The sequence below is a fragment of the Paenibacillus sp. JNU01 genome (assembly GCF_059130585.1).
This window is the reverse complement of the sequence record NZ_CP169723.1, coordinates 2,061,836-2,080,279: the sequence shown is the minus strand read 5'-3', so window position 1 is coordinate 2,080,279 and position 18,444 is coordinate 2,061,836. Positions and strand designations below refer to the sequence as shown.

Genomic DNA, 18,444 nt, shown 5'->3' with positions numbered 1-18,444 from the left:
GTGTGGGATTAGAAGTGCTATAATCTGTCAGGTTTCTTTTTGTAATCGCTTTCAATAAAATGGGTTAGAACTGGAATTTGGCGAAAAAATAGATTTGAACACATTTAAATGTAATTATTTTTCATATTTTCTTTTAAATGTTTATTAACTTGACGATATCATATCACAATTTTAAGATAATACAATCTTTTTCTATGTTGAAGTAGAGGATGAAGAAGAACATTACTCTCTCGCTAGAATTAAAACGGATGGATCAGCTTTAAATGAGTTCATAATCTCATGAAATAAACACAGATTATATAGACACGTCTTAAGCAGCGGCCGTTTCCCTGTCAATGAATGGGGAGTCGGTCGTTTTTTTGCTGGAATCGAGTTGGGTTATCAGACCAAAGATTCGCCCACTTGTTGCTCGACTTTTACGAGTATCAATCGTTTGCTGTTGTGCCTGTTCATTCATTGCATAGAATCACGGGTTGTACAGGGTTGTTGTTTATTGACAATGGTGAACTTGCCCCCTGTGTTTTGTCCACACCGTTGGTTTTGTTCTTGAATATTACTATCAAGTGAGCTTATGCCAAAACCTGCTAGAGTATGAGGTTCATAAAAAGGTGGGATGGGGAAAAATGTCTATTTTATCAACAGGTCCGATAGAAAACAACCCGGTTTCTGGACTTAGACCGACACAACGGGTAACGATTCGATTGGTAAGTCAGACTGATGTGGATTCTGTAACAGTATCCATTCAGGGTTATGTGCTAAGCACAACCAGAACACTGTATGTAAGTGAAGTGATTAGTGTAGCCCCTAACGAAGCAGTGACGAGAGATTATTTTGCAGATTTAGATGCGTTTGAGTTTGTTTTTGGAACGGATGTGGCAGGTGTGGAGGAAGTGGGGATTTCCGTGTGGGGCAAACAAGCTTCCGGACAATTGGTTGATGCACACCGGGTGGTGGAGCACGAGGAAATAGTTCAAAACACTTAGGAAAAAAGATATCCCAATCCCATGAAGAGGAGATGTAGCGATGAGCTTTTTATCAACAGGGCCGATAGAAAATAATGCGGTTAGTGGTGTAAGACCGACTCAGACAGTTACAGTCAAGATCGATAACCGCAGTAATGTGGCTACCTCAACCATACAAATACAAGGGTATTACATGAGTGGTGGAATGAGAGTTCTGTATATCAGTGAGACTTTTGACCTTGCACCCAATCAGGTAATAACTAACAACTACTTTGCCAATCTGGATGCCTTCGAGTTTACTTTTACAACAACAGCGACGATTAATGATCCTGTTCAAGTATCCGTATGGGGTAAGAGCAGCACAGGCTCTTTGGTAACAGCCCACCGTTTGGTTTCTTCCGAATTGCTAGGCGAAATCCCAAGCATAACTGGAGCAACAGGAGCAACGGGCACCGCAGGTACGACTGGAGCAACAGGAGCAACGGGCACCGCAGGTACGACTGGAGCAACAGGAGCGACAGGCACCGCAGGTACGACTGGAGCAACAGGAGCGACAGGCACCGCAGGTACAACCGGAGCTACTGGAGCGACAGGTACAGCAGGTACAACTGGAGCAACAGGAGCAACGGGCACCGCAGGTACAACCGGAGTAACAGGAGCGACAGGCACCGTAGGTGTAACCGGAGCCACAGGAGCAACAGGTACAGCAGGCGTAACCGGAGCTACCGGAGCAACAGGCACCGCAGGTACGACTGGAGCAACCGGAGCGACAGGCACCGCAGGTACAACCGGGGCTACTGGAGCGACAGGCACCGCAGGTACGACTGGAGCAACAGGAGCAACAGGCACCGCAGGTACGACTGGAGCAACAGGAGCAACAGGCACCGCAGGTACGACTGGAGTTACTGGAGCGACAGGCACCGCAGGTACAACCGGAGTAACGGGAGCAACGGGCACCGCAGGTACAACTGGAGCAACAGGAGCAACGGGCACAGCAGGTGCAACCGGGGCTACTGGAGCGACAGGCACAGCAGGTACGACCGGAGCTACTGGAGCGACAGGTACCGCAGGTGTAACCGGAGCTACTGGAGCGACAGGTTCTGGAGCAATTATTCCTTATGCATCAGGACTTCCGGTTGCGTTGACTACGGTATTGGGCGGCCTTCTGAATACCTCCAGTTTAGTAGGTTTTGGCAACAGTACTACAGGCATCAGTGTTAGTGGCGGAGTTATTGATCTCACAGGCGCTGCTGGAACTTTGCTTAACTTCGCTTTCTCCGCATCGCGTACCGGAACGATTACTTCACTGGCTGCATATTTCAGCACGACAGCCGGACTGAGCTTGGTTGGATCTACAGTAACCATAACTGCACAATTATTCCGCTCCACTACACCGAATAACTCCTTTACAGCTGTACCTGGTGCATTGGTCACTTTGGCTCCCCCACTCACCGGAATTCTGGCACTGGGCACAATATCCAGCGGATTGACTACAGGACTGAGCATTCCGGTGGCCGCAGGTGACCGCCTGCTTATGGTCTTCTCGGCATCAGTAACAGCCGGTCTTGATGTAGCTACAACCGTGGCCGGATATGCAAGCGGCGGTCTGACCATCACTTAACGGAAAATTATATATCAAGTTGTTAGACAGGGGCCCTTGCCAGTATGGCGAGAGGTCCCTGTTTATATGTGAGCACACCGGTAACAGGATAGCTACAAATTCTATCATAGAATAGTATGACCGCTTTTTAGGACAGGTTGGGAACAGTCTTGCACTCTTAACCTATCCAAAAGGAGACGTATATAAAATTGGATTGGGTGGGAGAACGAATAAGTCGGATGAGCGCCGTTTTCATAGTCTTCCAAAGGTTATGATTAATGCCAGAACCATAAAAAGGATATTCACGCCAAGCTCCCGATACTCACTGCGCCGAATATGAAACAGCATCCCAAGAAATGCGACCGCTGCCAGAGCTATTCCGGTGATCGGCGTAAGCAGCGGAGCTATGTTCAGCGCCCACGGCAAAACGAGGCCCAGCGCTCCGAGCAGCTCCGCGATTCCGATCAGCACAACCAGACTTTTTGGCACATCATCGACCCAGGCCCACATCTTTCTTGATGACTCGATACGAATAGTTTTCATCCATCCCGAATATACGAAACCTGCCGCTAATATGATTTGTACGATCCATAACGTTATATCCATCGTTTCTTTACCCCTCACTTGTTCAATTTTGATGTCTGCCTCTATACTAAAGTGAGAAAGTCTAATCAGGAAGTAGGCACTTAAACCTAACCAGGTAACCAAAAGTATACCCTCGTATGACTAGAAAGTGAGGAATGCAGATGACGGTGTATTGCAAATTTGGAACGGCGCTGGATATTCTTACGGGCAAATGGAAATCTTTAATTCTTCTACGCCTGCTAAGCAATAGCACAATGCGGTTCAGCGAATTACAAAAAGCCATTCCCGATATTTCGAAAAAGATGTTAGCCCAGCAGTTGAAAGAACTGGAGTATCATGATATTGTGCATCGCGAAGTGTATGCGCAGGTTCCTCCAAAGGTTGAATACTCGATTACGGAGTATGGACAGCTCATGAAACCTGTGCTTCAGACAATGAGCGACTGGGGAGTAGGGCATATGCAACATATGGATAAGCTCTACGGTAAAGGAGCCGAGGCAGGGGCAAACGAATCCGATCTTCAAAAAGTCGATTCCTTGCAGTAAACGTCTCGGTTCCATACAAATCACACGCCAAAAAGCCCGCAAAGATTGCGGGCTTTTTCTTTCCAGTCAATCATCTATCTGTGAATCTCGCCAGCAGATTTGGCACCTTGATTCTCAAGCCAAGGGATCAGTTCAACCCATCTATGTCGTTTGGCTGTGTCCAGTGGAGTCATTCCATCCCAGGTGGCTATCCAGTTCAGTTCGGCGCCTCGGTTAAGCAAGTATTCGGCTGTTTCTCTACGACCTCCATGGCAAGCACACCAGAAGGCAACGGTTACTACATCGGGTGGGGAAGAGGAGGTGCTTGCTCCCCAAGGATAACGTTCCGAGAGTTGGACGCCTTTGAAATGATCTTGTATGGCGTGAATATTTCCAAGGGCTGCCGCATGCCAAAGGGCAAAGGTCGCCCCGCGCTCAACCAAGCGTAGTGCTGCATCCCATTGCGCGAATGCAATAGCATCGTCCAGCGGTGTACCACCGGCGATCACCGCGCCAGGCGCTTCAATGTCTGCGCCAGCATCCAGAAGGGCATCGAGCACTTGAACGTCATTGGAGCTTGCAGCCCAATGCAAAGGTGTCTCGATATGTGGACCGACAAAAGGAGCATTCAAGTTCGCTCCAAACTTGGTCAATAATCGCACCGTATCCGCTCCATGAGGGAAGTGCCCCGGCCAATCCGTAACCACGTGCAGCAGCGTTCGAGAGATACTAGAATCCGAGTCTATGTTGTTAGGCTTTCTTTCCAAGATTCTTATATTTTCCAATCCCGGATTCTCTGCCAGCAGTTGCTGTAACGATGGGATATCTCCAGTATGAATGGCCTGAATAACGCTCACGGCAAGTCGTTCATCTTCGTAAATAAATTCCATCCTCAAATCTCCTTCCAGAGTTATATCCATATTCCTGTGTATGGTTCTTATCACATAAGCATCTGAACTGCGCATCTGGCATGATACTCCGCGAGACCTCTAGCGAATTGCTGATCGGGGAACTGTCTATGAAGCAGTTTCAGTCCTCCTGATATCAGGGACAAATGATGGCAAAATCGGTAAAATGTCATCCGCTCCGGGTCGAGATCATTATTTTTTAAGTGCTGATAAAAGTCTCCAAATCGAAACTCCAGAAAACTATGCTCATGTTCGAGATCGAAGAATCCTGCGCCCTCAATATCAATAAGACATGGTTGCATCGCAGAATCTATCCATATATGATCCGGACCTAGCTCTCCATGAATGAAACTATAGAGGTCTCTGGGCTGAATTGCTGCTTCCAATTCGGATAGTTTCTCAAGCAGCCTTTCTTCATTTTCTCTAATATCGGTCATGTGCCTGGATGCATAGGATAAGGCTGTTTCCGCATCGAACCGCTTGACTTTGTAGCAAGGCTCAGCCTTTTTTTGGTTATCGTTGGCGTTTCCATAAACGTTTCTTTGAATGTTATGCATATGAGTCAACATATCCCTGATCCGTTGAAACAACGCATCCCGATCTTTGGGATTGTTATGCTGGAAATAGGCTTCGGCCTTCTGTCCATCCACATACTCAACAAGAGCAAAATCATAACCGTACCGGCCTCTATCGTTATTCAGATCATACAAGGCTGGCGTTCGAATTCCATGTTGAGCGAGAAAGCGAGTGTTCAAAGAAAAAAGTTCGCTGCCATAGGCACTATGGAACGTGGGTTCATTCAAGATCTCTTCCTGAAAATAGTTGCTGGAAATATCCCAAACGTACAACAGGCAAGTGAACCCATTCTTGAAGTCCATTTTGTAAATGACTTTTTGTGCGCCTCCATGAACTCTTGCACACTGCGTCAAGTGGTAACCGGTACCAAATACATTGTACACATAATCCTGTAATTCTTCATGAGTAAGATGGTTGTTGGACATCATTGATTTATACTCCGTTTCATCTGTAGTTGCCGGCCAGCAATCTAAATATATAGAACATTTTTCCAAAAATATAGACTGTTTCTTTTCGATCTGTTAAAGTGTTGCTTAAGGTCTGTATATTCATATTTCATATGTATATCAAAGCAAGGGGCAGGGCACTCATATTCATGAGTAACCCGGCCCCTATTTTGCATTTTGCATGCAAGTTAACACTGTATTGACATCAACTTAGACACTTCGAATGTAACCACCGATTCTATACACTAAGTCCACCATCTACAGGCAAAACGACCCCGGTAACAAAAGAGGAATAATCACTAAGCAACCAAGCGGCTGCGTTCGCGATCTCAGCAGGTTCAGCCGGACGCCTGAGAGGTGTCTTAGCACTAATTTGTTCAACAATGTCAGGGTTAATAGAAACCCATTGCTGAATCATATCCGTCATTGTGGTTCCCGGAGCAATGGCATTAACACGGATACCTGCTGGCCCATATTCGACCGCAGCCGTTTGAGTTAGACTGTTTACCGCTCGTTTAGATGCCCCGTAAGCTCCCAATCCCGGATTCCCCTTTAGACTACCCACGCTGCTGGTGTTAACGATAGAACCTGACCCTGAAGTCTCCATCATAGCTTTAATCTGGGCTTTCATGCATAGCCAGACTCCTTTATAATTTACGGACTGAATCAGGTCGAAATCTTCTTCTCTTTCATCCACCAGCGATGATACCGTGACTCCGATGCCTGCATTATTAAAAGCAGCATCCAGACGGCCATATCGTTCCACTGTAGCCTTAACAGCTTCTTCAACGTTGCTTACATCTGACAGATCGGCTGTAAAATATGCTGCATCTCCGCCCGACGTCACAATCTCATCCCTGACTTTGCGCAACTCAGTCTCTGTTCTTGCGACGAGCATCACAGAAGCTCCTTGTTGTGCAAACAGCCTTGCTGCCTCAGCTCCAATGCCTCGCCCCGCACCTGTAATCATCACGATCTTGCTCGCCAACATTTGTCCTGTAATGGTTGTCATATTCATTCTCCTTGCCTGGTATTGTTGATCTCATCAACTGGCTTAAGTATACTTTGACTATTAAATGGTCACGAGAACCTGCTTGATGGTGGGTTTACGAGTGATAGGATAAGGGGGGAGCTTTTACTTGAACGACAGTGAGCGCCGGTTAGCGCTAGGTAATTTCTTAAGAGATTTACGCTCCTCTCTATCTCCCCTTGATGTCGGCCTTTTGCCTGGGAATCGTCGTCGAATACGAGGTTTGCGGCGAGAGGAAGTCGCCGGGATCGCGAACATAGGACTATCATGGTATACACGCCTTGAGCAAGGGCGTGATATCCGTCCGTCGGTAAGTGTACTGGAAAGCTTGGCTTCGGCACTCAAGCTGACACCCAATGAGCGAAGACATCTCTTTCTGCTTGCTGGAGAATCACTGCCTCCTCAATCGACTATTATTGAAGAGAAAATCAGCTCATCCATTCAGGACATGCTGAATGAATTGAATCCGAATCCGGCCTATGTCATCGGGAAAAAGTGGGATTTTCTTGCTTGGAATAAAGCGGCAGATGCTGTATTTACGATTAATAGGATATCACCTCCGCATGATTATAATTTGATATGGCGCCAATTTACGGATCCTGTGTGGAAAGAGGGATCGGAGGATTGGGAGAGTGTCTCGCAGAGAATGATTGCCGAGTTTAGAACGTCAAGAGCACGCTATCTTAACGATGATTCATTCGACAAGTTAATCGAAGATTTGAAGAGGACAAGTGCTGATTTTACGAGGATGTGGCAGTATCACGAGGTGCCAAGCTCCCTTGACGGTTACAAGAAGCTTGTGCACCCCACTTTTGGAGTTGTTGAGTTTGAGCATGTTACCCTACAATTTCCCAATGAACCAGATCAGCGAATCATGATTTATATGCCTCATCCAGAAACAAAATCTCGTTTAGAGCATTACTTCACGCACGAGTAGACAACCGTAAAGATTTAAAAGCACTTCATTTGGAAAGGATACATCACTCTTTGAACTATTATTTTCTGGAATCTCAATATCCACGTAGAGGGTTTATTAGTGGTGGAACGATTTTCACTCCTCAATTAGAGATGAATTATGTGGCGGTAGAGAATCCGTTGCCAGAGGGGACAATCGCAGAGGTTGAATTATTGTCTTCGGTGCGCAATCTGAATGTAGATTATTTTGAGACGATTACAGGAACGAGACATGTATCAGATCGTTTTAAAAAGCTGTTGGAGGAAGCCAATACAAACGCACAGTTTATTCCGACAACGGTATGTTATCACAACGGTCGTATGGTGGAAGAAACCTATTGGACTGCACATCAGCTAGATCGTTTGGATGTTTTCGATTATGAACGTTCCGAATATGGGCGCAAAGCAGTCATTGCTGCATCTGTAGAACAGCCTCCACGTAAGATCGTCAAAGTTGTATCTCAAATCTGCCTTCATGAAGAGCGAATTGGTGAGCATGAATTTTTTATGCTGGATTATATCCATATCTTCAAACCCATTGTTTCAAAAGGTTTTTACGAAGTATGCCGAAAACATAAGCTGAATCTAAACGTTACAGAAGTCGGAGAGGTAACCTCCTGAAATGCATGGACATCAATGCATAGAAAGCACAAAGAAGCCCGCGTTAGACGCGGGTTCTTAATCTTTATTTTTTCCCCGGTAGCCCCCGAATTCTCCTCATAACTTATTCAGCCGCTCCTGCTGCAGATTGGATTCTGCTGGGCTTTGGCAAGCTAACTTAACTCCCCGATCTATGTGTCATGCTTTTCTTCAACGGATAATCCAATGGATGTAGTCTTGTATCATTTCTTTGCTTCGTGTTCGATTGATTTTATCCGGCTCAAGATACAAATTGAGAGCCATCCCATTCATAAAGGCATACAGCTTTTCCTGTTCCTTCTCTTCATCGGTAGTGCGTAGAAGACCTTCATTTTTCAAGTACGTAATGCAGTTCCTTATTGCGCTTTGCAGGTCCTCATAGTTGGCATCGAACCCTTTTTGCGTTTTTCCATAGCTTACAAATGCAAACCAAACCTCCATTTCCAATAATGTCTGTTCATCAGTCGGCACTAGCTCAAGCAAGTATTCAACAATTCTTTCTTGAGGCGCCAGTTCTTTTGTATTCAGATTCTTTAGCCGAGCAAGTACCTTTTCTTTAACTAACTCCATTGCAAATGCTAGCAGGCTCTCTTGTTTGGAAAAATAATGTCTTAAGGCTCCTTGTGATAATCCGGCTTCCTTCGCAATTGTTCTTGACGTTGCATGATGAATGCCCTGCTCACTAATGATTTTCCAAGTTGCTTCAGCAATAATATTCTTCATTTTCTCATGGTCCACGATTTTTGGCATACACACAGAATATCATATTATTTAACTCAACTGAAATAAATAGACGAAGAAGATGGGATGTGCTAGAGTTTATTTAACTCACCTGAATTAAAAAAGAGGCAAAGCAACATACCACTCAAGGAGGATAATTGGAATGAATCAGCAATTCAAAGTAATGTTTCCAGGATGGGGAAAGGCAATCGGCCTATTGTGCATGATAATTATATTTGCTGCTGTATTGTGGTTGGTATGGACCGGAAACTTGAATATAAGGTACACAGCCAACCGTGAGGAAGTGATTCCAATATGGCATAGTATATTCCCGGCATTCTTTGGCATTTTCCTAATCCGTATGATTCCTTATGAAAGTCAAAGTCAAGATCCCTCGTCTTATCAACAAATGGAGAAAAATCGCTTGGTCGTTCAATCGATTGTATTATTGCTGTCAGGCGTTTTATTTACGGTTTCTCTGATAACGATAGACCCGCAAGGATTACATTTTCAGCTATATTATTTGGCATTCAAGTTGACGACACTATTGTTCATTCCGTTGATTTTATTGCTGATTTATCGCAAAATAACTGGCGGGCAACAAGACATGATCTCGAAAAAGCCTCGCTCTCGCGGACACGTCATTGCACCACTGATCGTTATTGTGGTCTGGTGTTATCTAAAGTTCTATTCCCCGATTGCACAACCAGAAGGAGCAATCGAAGCAACCAATATGTCAGAATTACTTTTCTTGGTGTTGATCGGTTTTATGATCAATAGCGTATTGGAGGAAGTTTTTTATAGAGTGTGGCTGCAAACGAGGTTGGAGACTTTGCTTGGAAGATGGCCCGCCATATTACTAGTTTCAATACTATGGTCCATCTGGCATGTCGCCATTCAAGGAAGTGGTCAGTGGGATATGGATGTGGCAACTGTGATTGCAAATCATGGGGTTACGGGTCTCTTTCTTGGTTATCTATGGTCCCGCTATCGTAAAATATGGGTGATTATCCTGATTCATGGACTCATGAATGCTTCTCCTCATTTTCTTCTGCAGATTTTGTTTCATTAGAGGGATAGGATCTGTTTGGATCAGTGTTTCCGTGCATCGATGCCTCTATCTCTCACGTATTCCCGGTTGACACTGAGGCGCTGCAAATACACCGCAACAGGCATCAGCCTGCATGGCGGTGTATTTGTCGTTGAGATCCTGCAGACTTGTGCTCCGTCCCGACACGTTCTTCGTCGCACCGGATTCTCCTCATAGCTAATCTATTCACTCCAGCTTCCAGAATACAACTTCACATTTGATAATCCCCTTTCTTCCAGCGCAATCACGTGCGGACAGGTGAATATGCCTGAACCGGAGTTGCAGTAGTATTCCTGCGGAGGGATCAGATACATGAAAGAAAGACAGAAAGACACAATTTTCCTATAATATAATTTCCGATTGTTCAAACCTCTGAACATATGGTAAGTATTTTTACATGTTATTTGTATTTTTAAGTTAGTTCTTTATATTTAACTCAATAATGTTATTTTTTATGACAAAAAAATATTGTTGCAAATGTATTTATATGTTAATGTTTGTTTGTGTAAGGTAATGTTACATAGTAAAGAGGGGGAGCGAGATGTTTATTAACCGAACGATTAGGAAATTTGGGGTTTCAGTAGGGATTATAAGTATGTTTACATTTGCTTTACCTTCAGTGGGCTTTAGTATGCCGCTGCAACCAACAACCATCGATAAGGTTGAAGGTGATTATTATGTAACGTCTGCGATTGAGAACATTCGCTGGGGATCACTGCCTAATCGATACAGCTCTCCGATTCTTACTGTACCATCAGGAAGTGCTGTAACATTTGACACGGTATCGCATGAGGGACTGATGGAGGATCAAGGGAGAAATCCAGTGGAGTACTTCGGCAAATTCGGTATCTCATCCGATGGAGTGTTGGATGATGCGAAGGCAATTACAGCTTCTGGCATTAAGCATGATTTTGTAAAAGACGGACCTCATATTATCACTGGGCCAGTAGCGGTTGAGGGAGCGGAGCCGGGTGACGTTCTTAAAGTAGAAGTGCTTTCCTTGCAAACTCGAGTTCCATATGGTGTCATTTCTAACCGCCATGGTAAAGGTGCCCTTCCTAACGAATTTCCAGAAAATACAGGCCCGCAAGAGGGAGCTAGCGCAACAAAACCGGAATTATATAATAATGTATCTATATTTACACCTATTGAAGAAATCAACGGCAATTGGTATGGTTTGTTACCAACAAAAGCTGGCAAGAAGGTACGGTTTCCAATTAACCCGTTTCTAGGTGTTATGGGGGTTGCGCCAAATACCAGCGAAGTTGTGAGTTCTATCCCACCTATTGAAACAGGAGGGAATATGGATATTAATGAGTTGGGTGTTGGTGCAACTATTTATTATCCGATCCAAGTTAAAGGCGGGCTATTTTACACTGGAGATCCGCACTTTGCTCAAGGGGATGGAGAAGTAGCGTTAACTGCATTGGAAGCTTCCTTGAGGGGAACAGTTCGGTTAACGGTGTTGAAGAAAGGTGATCCATCACTACCGCATAGTGGAAAATTCACGCAACCCTTTGCTGAGACAGAGGATTATTGGATTCCCATTGGACTGGACCCTGATTTGGATGAAGCGATGAAAGAATCAGTACGTGAATCGATTCAATTCTTATCCGATAAGCTTGATATGGATAGAAGTGTAGCTTATGCGTACCTGTCGGCCGCAACGGATTACGAAGTATCTCAGGTCGTGGACCGAACAAAAGGCGTTCATGGACTCATTCGAAAGACCGATTTCCTTGAATATGTTGACGTTGCCATGAATGTAGGTGGTACGACGATCAAACCGGTTGTTCATAACGATGAGTTCTACGTACCGATTCGAACCATTTCGGAGCTATTGGGCGGCACAGTAGAATGGGATCATAAGAAGCGTACCACGCAAATCAATTTAGGTACGAAAAATATAAGAGCTCAAATTGGTTCAGATGTGTATTCAATCAACGATAAGCTGGTGTTCAATAGTAAAGTACCAAAGCTTTTAAATGGCGAAACTGTCGTTCCGGTTGCTGTTATTAATGAAATACTAGGTGCTTATGTAAACTGGACGACGATCGACAAGACGTTAACAGCAAATGTATCGTTAAGTAAAAAGTAATAATCGATTTCAAGATTCAACCGTGGGGACAGATGTCCATCACGTTTTTTTTTAGTATCATAAATCCAAACATAGAAAAATACATCGCCAGGTGGCTTATCTGCCCCAGCGATGTACTCTGCGTCGATACACTTCTATATGTCTTTGTGCTCTTCCGTATTATCTATAGCCACCGGATTCTCCTCATAACTAATCCAGTCGCTCCAGCTCCCGGAATATAGCTTCACATTCGTATATCCCGCTTCTTCCAGCGCAATCACATTCGGGCAAGCCGAGACGCCGGAGCCGCAATACACGATAATCGCACCATCCTTGTCCAGTTTACTGAAACGCTCTTCTAACACCCCAGTATCTGTCCAACGTCCATCCCAATCCAACACATCTTTCCAAAAGTAGTTCAACGCCCCGGGAATATGTCCGGCCTTGGCATCGATCGGTTCCTCCAGACCTGCATAGCGGCGGGCATCGCGAGAATCGATCAACACGGCGCTACCGCTTGCGGAAGCTTGCTGAGCATCCTCAACACTTGCCAGCATCTGCGGCTGTACGTTCACCTCAAAGGAAGACGGGATCTGCACGGGCGCATCCTGAGTCACCGGGAACTTGGCATTTTGCCAAGCGGAGAAACCTTCGTCCATGATGTATACCTGCTCATGTCCCATATAGCGAAGCAGCCACCATAACCGTGAAGCATTCATGCCGCCTTGATCATCATAGGCAACAATTCGACTATTGGAGCCAATGCCCGCTTTGGCGAGACGATTCGCGAGCACAGCCGGATCAGGGAGCGGGTGACGTCCTCCGTGTGCAGAGACAGGAGAAGACAGGTCTTTTTCCAAATCGAGATAGACAGCTCCTGGAATATGCCCGGCGTCATAGGCTTGTCTTCCAGCCTCTGGCTGACCGAGCAAGAATCGGCAATCGGCAATGACGACATCCGGTTCATACATTCTGGCGAGCAGCCAGCGCATGGATACAATATTTTTCATGAAAACACACCGCCTTATATGTAGTGGGATGGATTCAACCGGAATCTGCGTGGTGCAGGTCCCAGTTGTTTTTTACAAAAATCCTAATACAAACGCAAGTTACACCACTGTAGGTTCAACAGGCCCTTTACCAGCGATAGGAGCATCAGCAGGAATGGGTTGAGGTTTGGTTTTGCCATATCGAATGAAGATCCATACCCCGAATATAATGACGACCCCGGCAGACATCTGTAACGCACTGAGGGATTCACCGAGCAGCATCCAGGCCAGCAATGAAGAGAATACGGGTTCCCCAAGTACACCCATGGATACCGTCGTGGCATTCATATATTGAAGCAGCCAGTTGAAGAGATAATGTCCGAAGATCGTTGGCACAATGGCGAGCAACAGGAAGATCCCCCACTCTGATGCAGCGTAACCTCCGAACGGATGGCCCATGATCAGATTATATACCGCCAGCGTGCAGGCAGCCACGAAGAATACCCAGAAGTTATACGAGAATGCACTAAGCCCCGCTCGCAAAAATTGACCCAGCAGCATATGGACAGCGACTGCAATTGTGCCAAGCAAAGAGAGGATGTCACCTTGCAGGGCAGTACCTGCCAACTGGAAATCTCCTGCACCAATGACGATTGACCCAAACAGGGCGATGCCCATGCCGATGATCATCATGCGGTTAATTTTGGCTTTGAACAGCCATACCGAACCTGCAAGAATCAGTATAGGCTCCAGTGCGAGAATAACGGTGGAACTGGCGACACTGGTGAGTCGAAGCGAACCCATCCAGAGCAGAAAGTGAAGGGCCAGCATCACACCGGATGCAAGCAACAAGCCCCACTGGCGTAAGCTCAGACGCATCATCTCGTGTCTGTATTTCCAGACAAACGGGAGCATTAACAGATTGGTCAGAAATAGACGGTACATGGCAATGACCGCAACATCTGCGTTAGACCAACGTACAAATATCGAAGAAAAAGAAATGGCGATAATGCCGACAAAGAATAACAGATAAATGGATTTGCCGGCACGGTTCAAGCTTGTCATGGGTGTAGCTCCTTCTTGAAGTCTGATGGCGTAAATCACTTCATTATACAGGAGAAGGTAACCGTAGGAAAGATCAAGAGAATAAAGAGATAAGTAGATTGTAACCGGGCTTGTAACTATTCTGTCATTCTCCCGAATCATTTTTCTATTAATCTTCTATATAGAGACATGAAACGAGATAATATACCAATAATCGGGAAAAAATGAAAGTAAGGAAGTGGCATGACAGTGAGAGTCCAACAAGAGAGAGTGGGAGAACGTGGCAGTATTCCGCACAACACAAGCCGCAAGAAAACACATAAAAGAAGAAAAATCCGGTATGGAAGGATCAGCATAGCTCTAATGCTCCTGGTACTGTTCGTTACCGGTGTAACATATATATTCCTTGGCATGACACATTGGATCAAAAGCGTTGTAGCACCGCCTCCGATGACTGTAATCGAACAGCCCGCCAAGCTCGGCATGATACAAATTACTCCAGATGCGAAGGAGGAGCCGGTACGGTTCCAGGGCCAGGTTCGCAAATTGGCATACATAACGTTTGATGATGGTCCGACGGAGTATACGGAACAACTGCTGGATATTTTGAAGCAGCATGAGGCGAAGGCTACCTTTTTCATGATCGGACGACAATTGAATCAGCATCCAGATGCAGTGAAACGGCTGTTGAAGGAAGGCAGTTACCCTGGACTCCACAGCATAACGCATAACTATAAAAAGCTGTATAAGAGCGGCAGCTCTGCAAACTTTGTGAAAGAGTTCAAAAAAGAACAGAAGATGGTGCAGGACCTGATTGGTTTTACGCCTCATCTTATTCGCGCGCCTTATGGCAGTAGTCCACAGATCGGTGAAAAATTCAGAGGTGACATTGCGGCGGCCGGGTTCAAAATGTGGGACTGGACGACAGATTCACTGGATTGGAATCTTCCCGGTCAGCCGGATAAGATTGTGGCCCGCGTGAGCAAAAGTGTACATCGGGATAAGGAAGTGATTCTGATGCATGAGCGAGAGCAAACGGTTCAGGCTTTGCCGCGTATTCTGAAGTTGCTCGAAGATCGAGGTTACGAGTTCGAAGTATACGATCCGGATGCACATTGGATAGCGAATTTTAGCGGAGATACCCGCTTGTAAGAGAACAACAAGATGGTGCAAGAGAGGAAGGACTTAGGTGCTAACGAGTAAAAAGGTGGCGCTCGCAGCAGTTAGTGTATTGCTAATTCTGCTGGCGAGTGGTTGTGGAGATCCGCAGGAGCCTGCGGCAAATCAGGTGAACCAACTGGTGCTCAGTGATCAGAAGATTGATCAGAGTTTGAACAATTTGACCAGTCACGAGCAGGAAGATATGAAGTTATACAAGTCCATTTTAGACAAAGGCAAGAACAAAAACAGTGATCTCGAAGCGCTGCTGGATCAGGCGGCATATCATATTGATGAACGAAGCACGTTGTTGAAAGAGGCGGAAGAGGCCATGAAACAGTCCAACGAGAGGGCGGTAGCCCTGCGCAGTTCATTGAAAGAACTATCATTTGAAAATGAAGAAACGTTGGCACAGGCTGAAAAGGTGCTGGATCAGTATGAAGCAAGAGCGCGTGCATTGGAAAATTTTATTGCCTCGTATCAGCTAAGTCTGAGTGCCGATGAGCAGTTGTATGATCTGATGAGAGAAAGTGCAGAACCTAATCTGGTTAAGATCAAGCGAGCCATTCGGTCACGAAATAGCGAATATGCGAAGCTTGCTGAATTCCGCAAGCAATTTAACCTCCAGACCAAAGCATTTAACGTAGCCAATGCCAAACTGGTTCAGATGGATCAGGCCAGCTAGGCTGGGGTCCCTGATAATCGTTCAGATATTTTGCATGATTGAGCTGCCTTTCTCCCGTGTAAGTACTAGTATACAGCCAAGCCAATGGATGAGAAGCAACATGGACAAGCATCATTGCGTATAAGCTAACGGAGGTGTTCATATGCGAAAAGGAAATACAATGAAAGTCAGTGCATCACTCCTGGTTTTACTTATGGGATTCTCGCTTGTGGCCTGTGGGAACAGTAATCCTGCAGCACAGCCACCGGTGAATAATACGGAAGAACAGTCACCAGCACCAGAGCAACAACCGAATGAAAGTGCTGTAATAGAAGCGGAAGGGATTCTCACCGGATGGGCTGATCCTCACACCGTCGAGATTCGTGTGAATGACAAACCGATGTCTTTCCAGGTGGGCGAAGACCTGCAGAAGTCTTTGGATGATATCGATGACGAAGATTCCGTTCGTTTCAAATATGTAGAGAAAACCATTGATGCAACAACGAAACAGCTTGTACTTACAGAGATTGCTAAGATTGAATCGAGTGATGATAATAATGGTTCCAATGGAGGTGGCACTGTAACCTCCGATCGTCCGAAGACAGCAGAGCTGGAAGTGACGGTAGAAGGCATGACCGAGAAGCGACCAGTGACACTGGCACAAGCAAAAGGTTATTCACTTTATGTGTTTGAACCGATGGCTTTTGACGCGGAAGATCAGGAATTGACCATGAAGATTGATCCCGACTATGAGGTAGAGATTGAAAAGCTGCCGGCGGATTACAATCTGGATGTGCTGAAGATGGACGCCAAGGAAGAGTTGTCCGAGACCGGAGAAGTGAAGCAATTGACGGCTGAACAACTCAGTAATGGGCCGATGAAGGATGCAAAATTGTACATGATGTCCCAGAATGATAAGAAAACAGAGTACTTTATTGTGAAAGAACTGGACGGTAATGGCTTCGTTTTCCATATTCATGCACCGATTGGGGAGCCGTCTGAAGGTTTCCTGCCCATGGCATATGCATCCCTTAATTCCATCATGAATGAGTAGAAAAAAAGATTCCCTAAACAGCGTGTTTCCTTGAGAGAGGAGATACGCTGTTTTTGTTGAGGGTCCCTACACTATAGAGTGTACCGGGCTATGCAAAGACAAAGAGCCGGAAGGAACGATGCCCATGCATAGGTTCCTCCCGGCTTCTTCACCGTATTAATATTCAGTTAGCAGAATCGAACCAATAGCCTGGATAGGACTGATAGGCATATTCAGGTTAATATAGTCGATTCCTTACGCCCTCTGAGTTCCTGATAGCTGGCGATTACATTCTGATGAACGGGATGTTCGTCGGGAATTCCCATGCGTTCACGGATGAAGGCGGAGACGCCATCTTCGCGAATCATGTGTTGTAGCTTCATGGCTTCCTCGTCGCGTTTGTCATTGAATAGCATTGCGGCCGCCATAGCAGAAGTTAAATGAGGAATTTTGATTCCGAATTCACTGGCCTGCATCGCTGGGCGAACAAGCCGATCATGTGGCGAGAGCTTGCGAAGGGGGGAACGTCCGACCCGAGTGACCTGATCTGTCAGGTTGGGGTTAGCAAAGCGTTCCAGTATGGTGTCGATATATTTGTTATGCTTCTGAGCGTTAAATCCGTGCTTCTGGATGAGCATCTCACCGGTCTCTTCCATAACATGCCGTACCTTGGATCGCAGGGTGGAGTTGCTCATAACCTGCCGGATTGTCTTGAATCCTTCAAGATATCCGAAGTATGCGGCGACACAGTGGCCTGTATTCACCGTAAACATTTTACGTTCGATATAAGGTTCAAGGGAATCCACATAGTGAACACCGTCAATTTCTTTAAAACCATCCAGAAGTGCTGGACGATGAACGACCCATTCGTAAAAAGGTTCAACCGTGACCTGCAGCGGGTCTTTGTGGTTTTGGGCCGGAACAATCCGATCCACAGCTGCATTGGGGAAAGAAATATAACGTTCGGCTTTATTGCGAGTCTGTTCATCCAGGAATGGATAGATGCGTTTCTTCAGCCGAGTGCTGCCACCGATGGCATTCTCGCAAGCGATGATATGCAGTGGCGCCTGATTATTGTTTTTCATGCGAAGTTGAATGCCTTTGGCGATTGGCTCTGCGATATCTCCGAGTGCAGATACACCCACCGCAGTTGTAATCACATCAGCTGAAGCGATCTCTTCAGCAACCAGATTTTGCTCACTTACGTTGATCGCCGTCACATTGTTGACAATTGTTGTATCCTGTTCGCTATTGGCAAGTGTAATCGGGTATTCCTGTCTCTCTTGAAGCATGGAGATTTTCTTCGGGTTACGTGCGACAAAGCAGACTTCGTAATCGGAAGCGGACAACATATGACCGATAAAACCGCGGCCTATATTGCCCGCACCAAAATGTACAGCTTTCATGTGTGAACTCCCCCTTAAGGATTAAATTGCGAAATTCGT

Annotated in this window: 18 protein-coding genes; 10 read left to right on the top strand and 8 right to left on the bottom strand. The window is 45.8% G+C overall.

Annotated elements, in window-relative coordinates; all coding sequences use genetic code 11:
* The first annotated feature begins 623 nt into the window (after positions 1 to 623).
* Complete coding sequence (locus NLBNIHML_RS09040) at positions 624 to 983, top strand: hypothetical protein (protein WP_494354197.1); 360 nt, start codon at positions 624 to 626, stop codon at positions 981 to 983.
* A 40-nt stretch (positions 984 to 1,023) separates the two neighbouring features.
* Positions 1,024 to 2,583 (top strand): exosporium glycoprotein BclB-related protein, encoded by a 1,560-nt coding sequence (locus NLBNIHML_RS09035; RefSeq protein WP_494354196.1) that lies wholly within the window; start codon positions 1,024 to 1,026, stop codon positions 2,581 to 2,583.
* A 231-nt stretch (positions 2,584 to 2,814) separates the two neighbouring features.
* On the opposite strand, the gene NLBNIHML_RS09030 is transcribed toward NLBNIHML_RS09035, so the two are convergent.
* Complete coding sequence (locus NLBNIHML_RS09030; RefSeq protein ID WP_494354195.1) at positions 2,815 to 3,168, bottom strand: DoxX family protein; 354 nt, start codon at positions 3,166 to 3,168, stop codon at positions 2,815 to 2,817.
* A gap of 140 nt (positions 3,169 to 3,308) precedes the next feature.
* On the opposite strand from NLBNIHML_RS09030, the gene NLBNIHML_RS09025 reads away from it, so the two are divergent.
* Entirely contained in the window at positions 3,309 to 3,692 is a 384-nt protein-coding gene (locus NLBNIHML_RS09025) for a winged helix-turn-helix transcriptional regulator (RefSeq protein WP_339236375.1), read from the top strand.
* 74 nt (positions 3,693 to 3,766) lie between these two features.
* On the opposite strand, the gene NLBNIHML_RS09020 is transcribed toward NLBNIHML_RS09025, so the two are convergent.
* From NLBNIHML_RS09020 to NLBNIHML_RS09010, 3 genes are all read right to left on the bottom strand, one after another.
* Positions 3,767 to 4,561 (bottom strand): ankyrin repeat domain-containing protein, encoded by a 795-nt coding sequence (locus NLBNIHML_RS09020; protein WP_339236374.1) that lies wholly within the window; start codon positions 4,559 to 4,561, stop codon positions 3,767 to 3,769.
* 50 nt (positions 4,562 to 4,611) lie between these two features.
* A complete protein-coding gene (locus NLBNIHML_RS09015; RefSeq protein ID WP_494354194.1) occupies positions 4,612 to 5,583 on the bottom strand; it encodes a phosphotransferase in 972 nt (323 codons plus the stop codon).
* 256 nt (positions 5,584 to 5,839) lie between these two features.
* On the bottom strand, positions 5,840 to 6,613 hold the full coding sequence (locus NLBNIHML_RS09010; protein ID WP_339236368.1) for an SDR family NAD(P)-dependent oxidoreductase: 774 nt from the start codon (positions 6,611 to 6,613) through the stop codon (positions 5,840 to 5,842).
* Positions 6,614 to 6,740: 127 nt separating this feature from the next.
* On the opposite strand from NLBNIHML_RS09010, the gene NLBNIHML_RS09005 reads away from it, so the two are divergent.
* Both NLBNIHML_RS09005 and NLBNIHML_RS09000 read left to right on the top strand, forming a co-directional pair.
* Complete coding sequence (locus NLBNIHML_RS09005) at positions 6,741 to 7,568, top strand: helix-turn-helix transcriptional regulator (RefSeq protein ID WP_339236366.1); 828 nt, start codon at positions 6,741 to 6,743, stop codon at positions 7,566 to 7,568.
* A gap of 50 nt (positions 7,569 to 7,618) precedes the next feature.
* Positions 7,619 to 8,206, top strand: coding sequence for an imm11 family protein (locus NLBNIHML_RS09000; RefSeq protein WP_494354193.1), 588 nt, complete (start codon positions 7,619 to 7,621; stop codon positions 8,204 to 8,206).
* 189 nt (positions 8,207 to 8,395) lie between these two features.
* Here the strand turns inward: NLBNIHML_RS09000 and NLBNIHML_RS08995 are convergent, their stop codons facing one another.
* Positions 8,396 to 8,974 (bottom strand): TetR/AcrR family transcriptional regulator, encoded by a 579-nt coding sequence (locus NLBNIHML_RS08995; protein ID WP_339236361.1) that lies wholly within the window; start codon positions 8,972 to 8,974, stop codon positions 8,396 to 8,398.
* 133 nt (positions 8,975 to 9,107) lie between these two features.
* Between NLBNIHML_RS08995 and NLBNIHML_RS08990 the strand changes: the two genes are divergently transcribed.
* Together NLBNIHML_RS08990 and NLBNIHML_RS08985 are read left to right on the top strand one after the other, a co-directional pair.
* Positions 9,108 to 10,016 carry a CPBP family intramembrane glutamic endopeptidase gene (locus tag NLBNIHML_RS08990; RefSeq protein ID WP_494354192.1) on the top strand — a complete coding sequence of 303 codons (909 nt, stop codon included), beginning with the start codon at positions 9,108 to 9,110 and terminating at the stop codon, positions 10,014 to 10,016.
* Positions 10,017 to 10,575: 559 nt separating this feature from the next.
* Entirely contained in the window at positions 10,576 to 12,132 is a 1,557-nt protein-coding gene (locus NLBNIHML_RS08985) for an acetamidase/formamidase family protein (RefSeq protein WP_494354191.1), read from the top strand.
* Positions 12,133 to 12,266: 134 nt separating this feature from the next.
* Here the strand turns inward: NLBNIHML_RS08985 and NLBNIHML_RS08980 are convergent, their stop codons facing one another.
* Both NLBNIHML_RS08980 and NLBNIHML_RS08975 read right to left on the bottom strand, forming a co-directional pair.
* On the bottom strand, positions 12,267 to 13,121 hold the full coding sequence (locus NLBNIHML_RS08980; RefSeq protein ID WP_494354190.1) for a sulfurtransferase: 855 nt from the start codon (positions 13,119 to 13,121) through the stop codon (positions 12,267 to 12,269).
* Positions 13,122 to 13,220: 99 nt separating this feature from the next.
* Entirely contained in the window at positions 13,221 to 14,165 is a 945-nt protein-coding gene (locus NLBNIHML_RS08975; RefSeq protein ID WP_494354189.1) for a DMT family transporter, read from the bottom strand.
* A 222-nt stretch (positions 14,166 to 14,387) separates the two neighbouring features.
* Between NLBNIHML_RS08975 and NLBNIHML_RS08970 the strand changes: the two genes are divergently transcribed.
* From NLBNIHML_RS08970 to NLBNIHML_RS08960, 3 genes are all read left to right on the top strand, one after another.
* Positions 14,388 to 15,296, top strand: a complete 909-nt coding sequence (locus NLBNIHML_RS08970; protein ID WP_494354188.1) for a polysaccharide deacetylase family protein — start codon at positions 14,388 to 14,390, stop codon at positions 15,294 to 15,296.
* A 37-nt stretch (positions 15,297 to 15,333) separates the two neighbouring features.
* Positions 15,334 to 15,987 (top strand): YkyA family protein, encoded by a 654-nt coding sequence (locus NLBNIHML_RS08965; protein ID WP_494354187.1) that lies wholly within the window; start codon positions 15,334 to 15,336, stop codon positions 15,985 to 15,987.
* A 142-nt stretch (positions 15,988 to 16,129) separates the two neighbouring features.
* Entirely contained in the window at positions 16,130 to 17,020 is an 891-nt protein-coding gene (locus NLBNIHML_RS08960; protein WP_494354186.1) for a DUF8580 domain-containing lipoprotein, read from the top strand.
* A gap of 212 nt (positions 17,021 to 17,232) precedes the next feature.
* Here NLBNIHML_RS08960 and NLBNIHML_RS08955 read toward each other — a convergent pair whose 3' ends face one another.
* Complete coding sequence (locus tag NLBNIHML_RS08955; RefSeq protein ID WP_494354185.1) at positions 17,233 to 18,405, bottom strand: mannitol-1-phosphate 5-dehydrogenase; 1,173 nt, start codon at positions 18,403 to 18,405, stop codon at positions 17,233 to 17,235.
* Positions 18,406 to 18,444 lie beyond the last annotated feature (39 nt).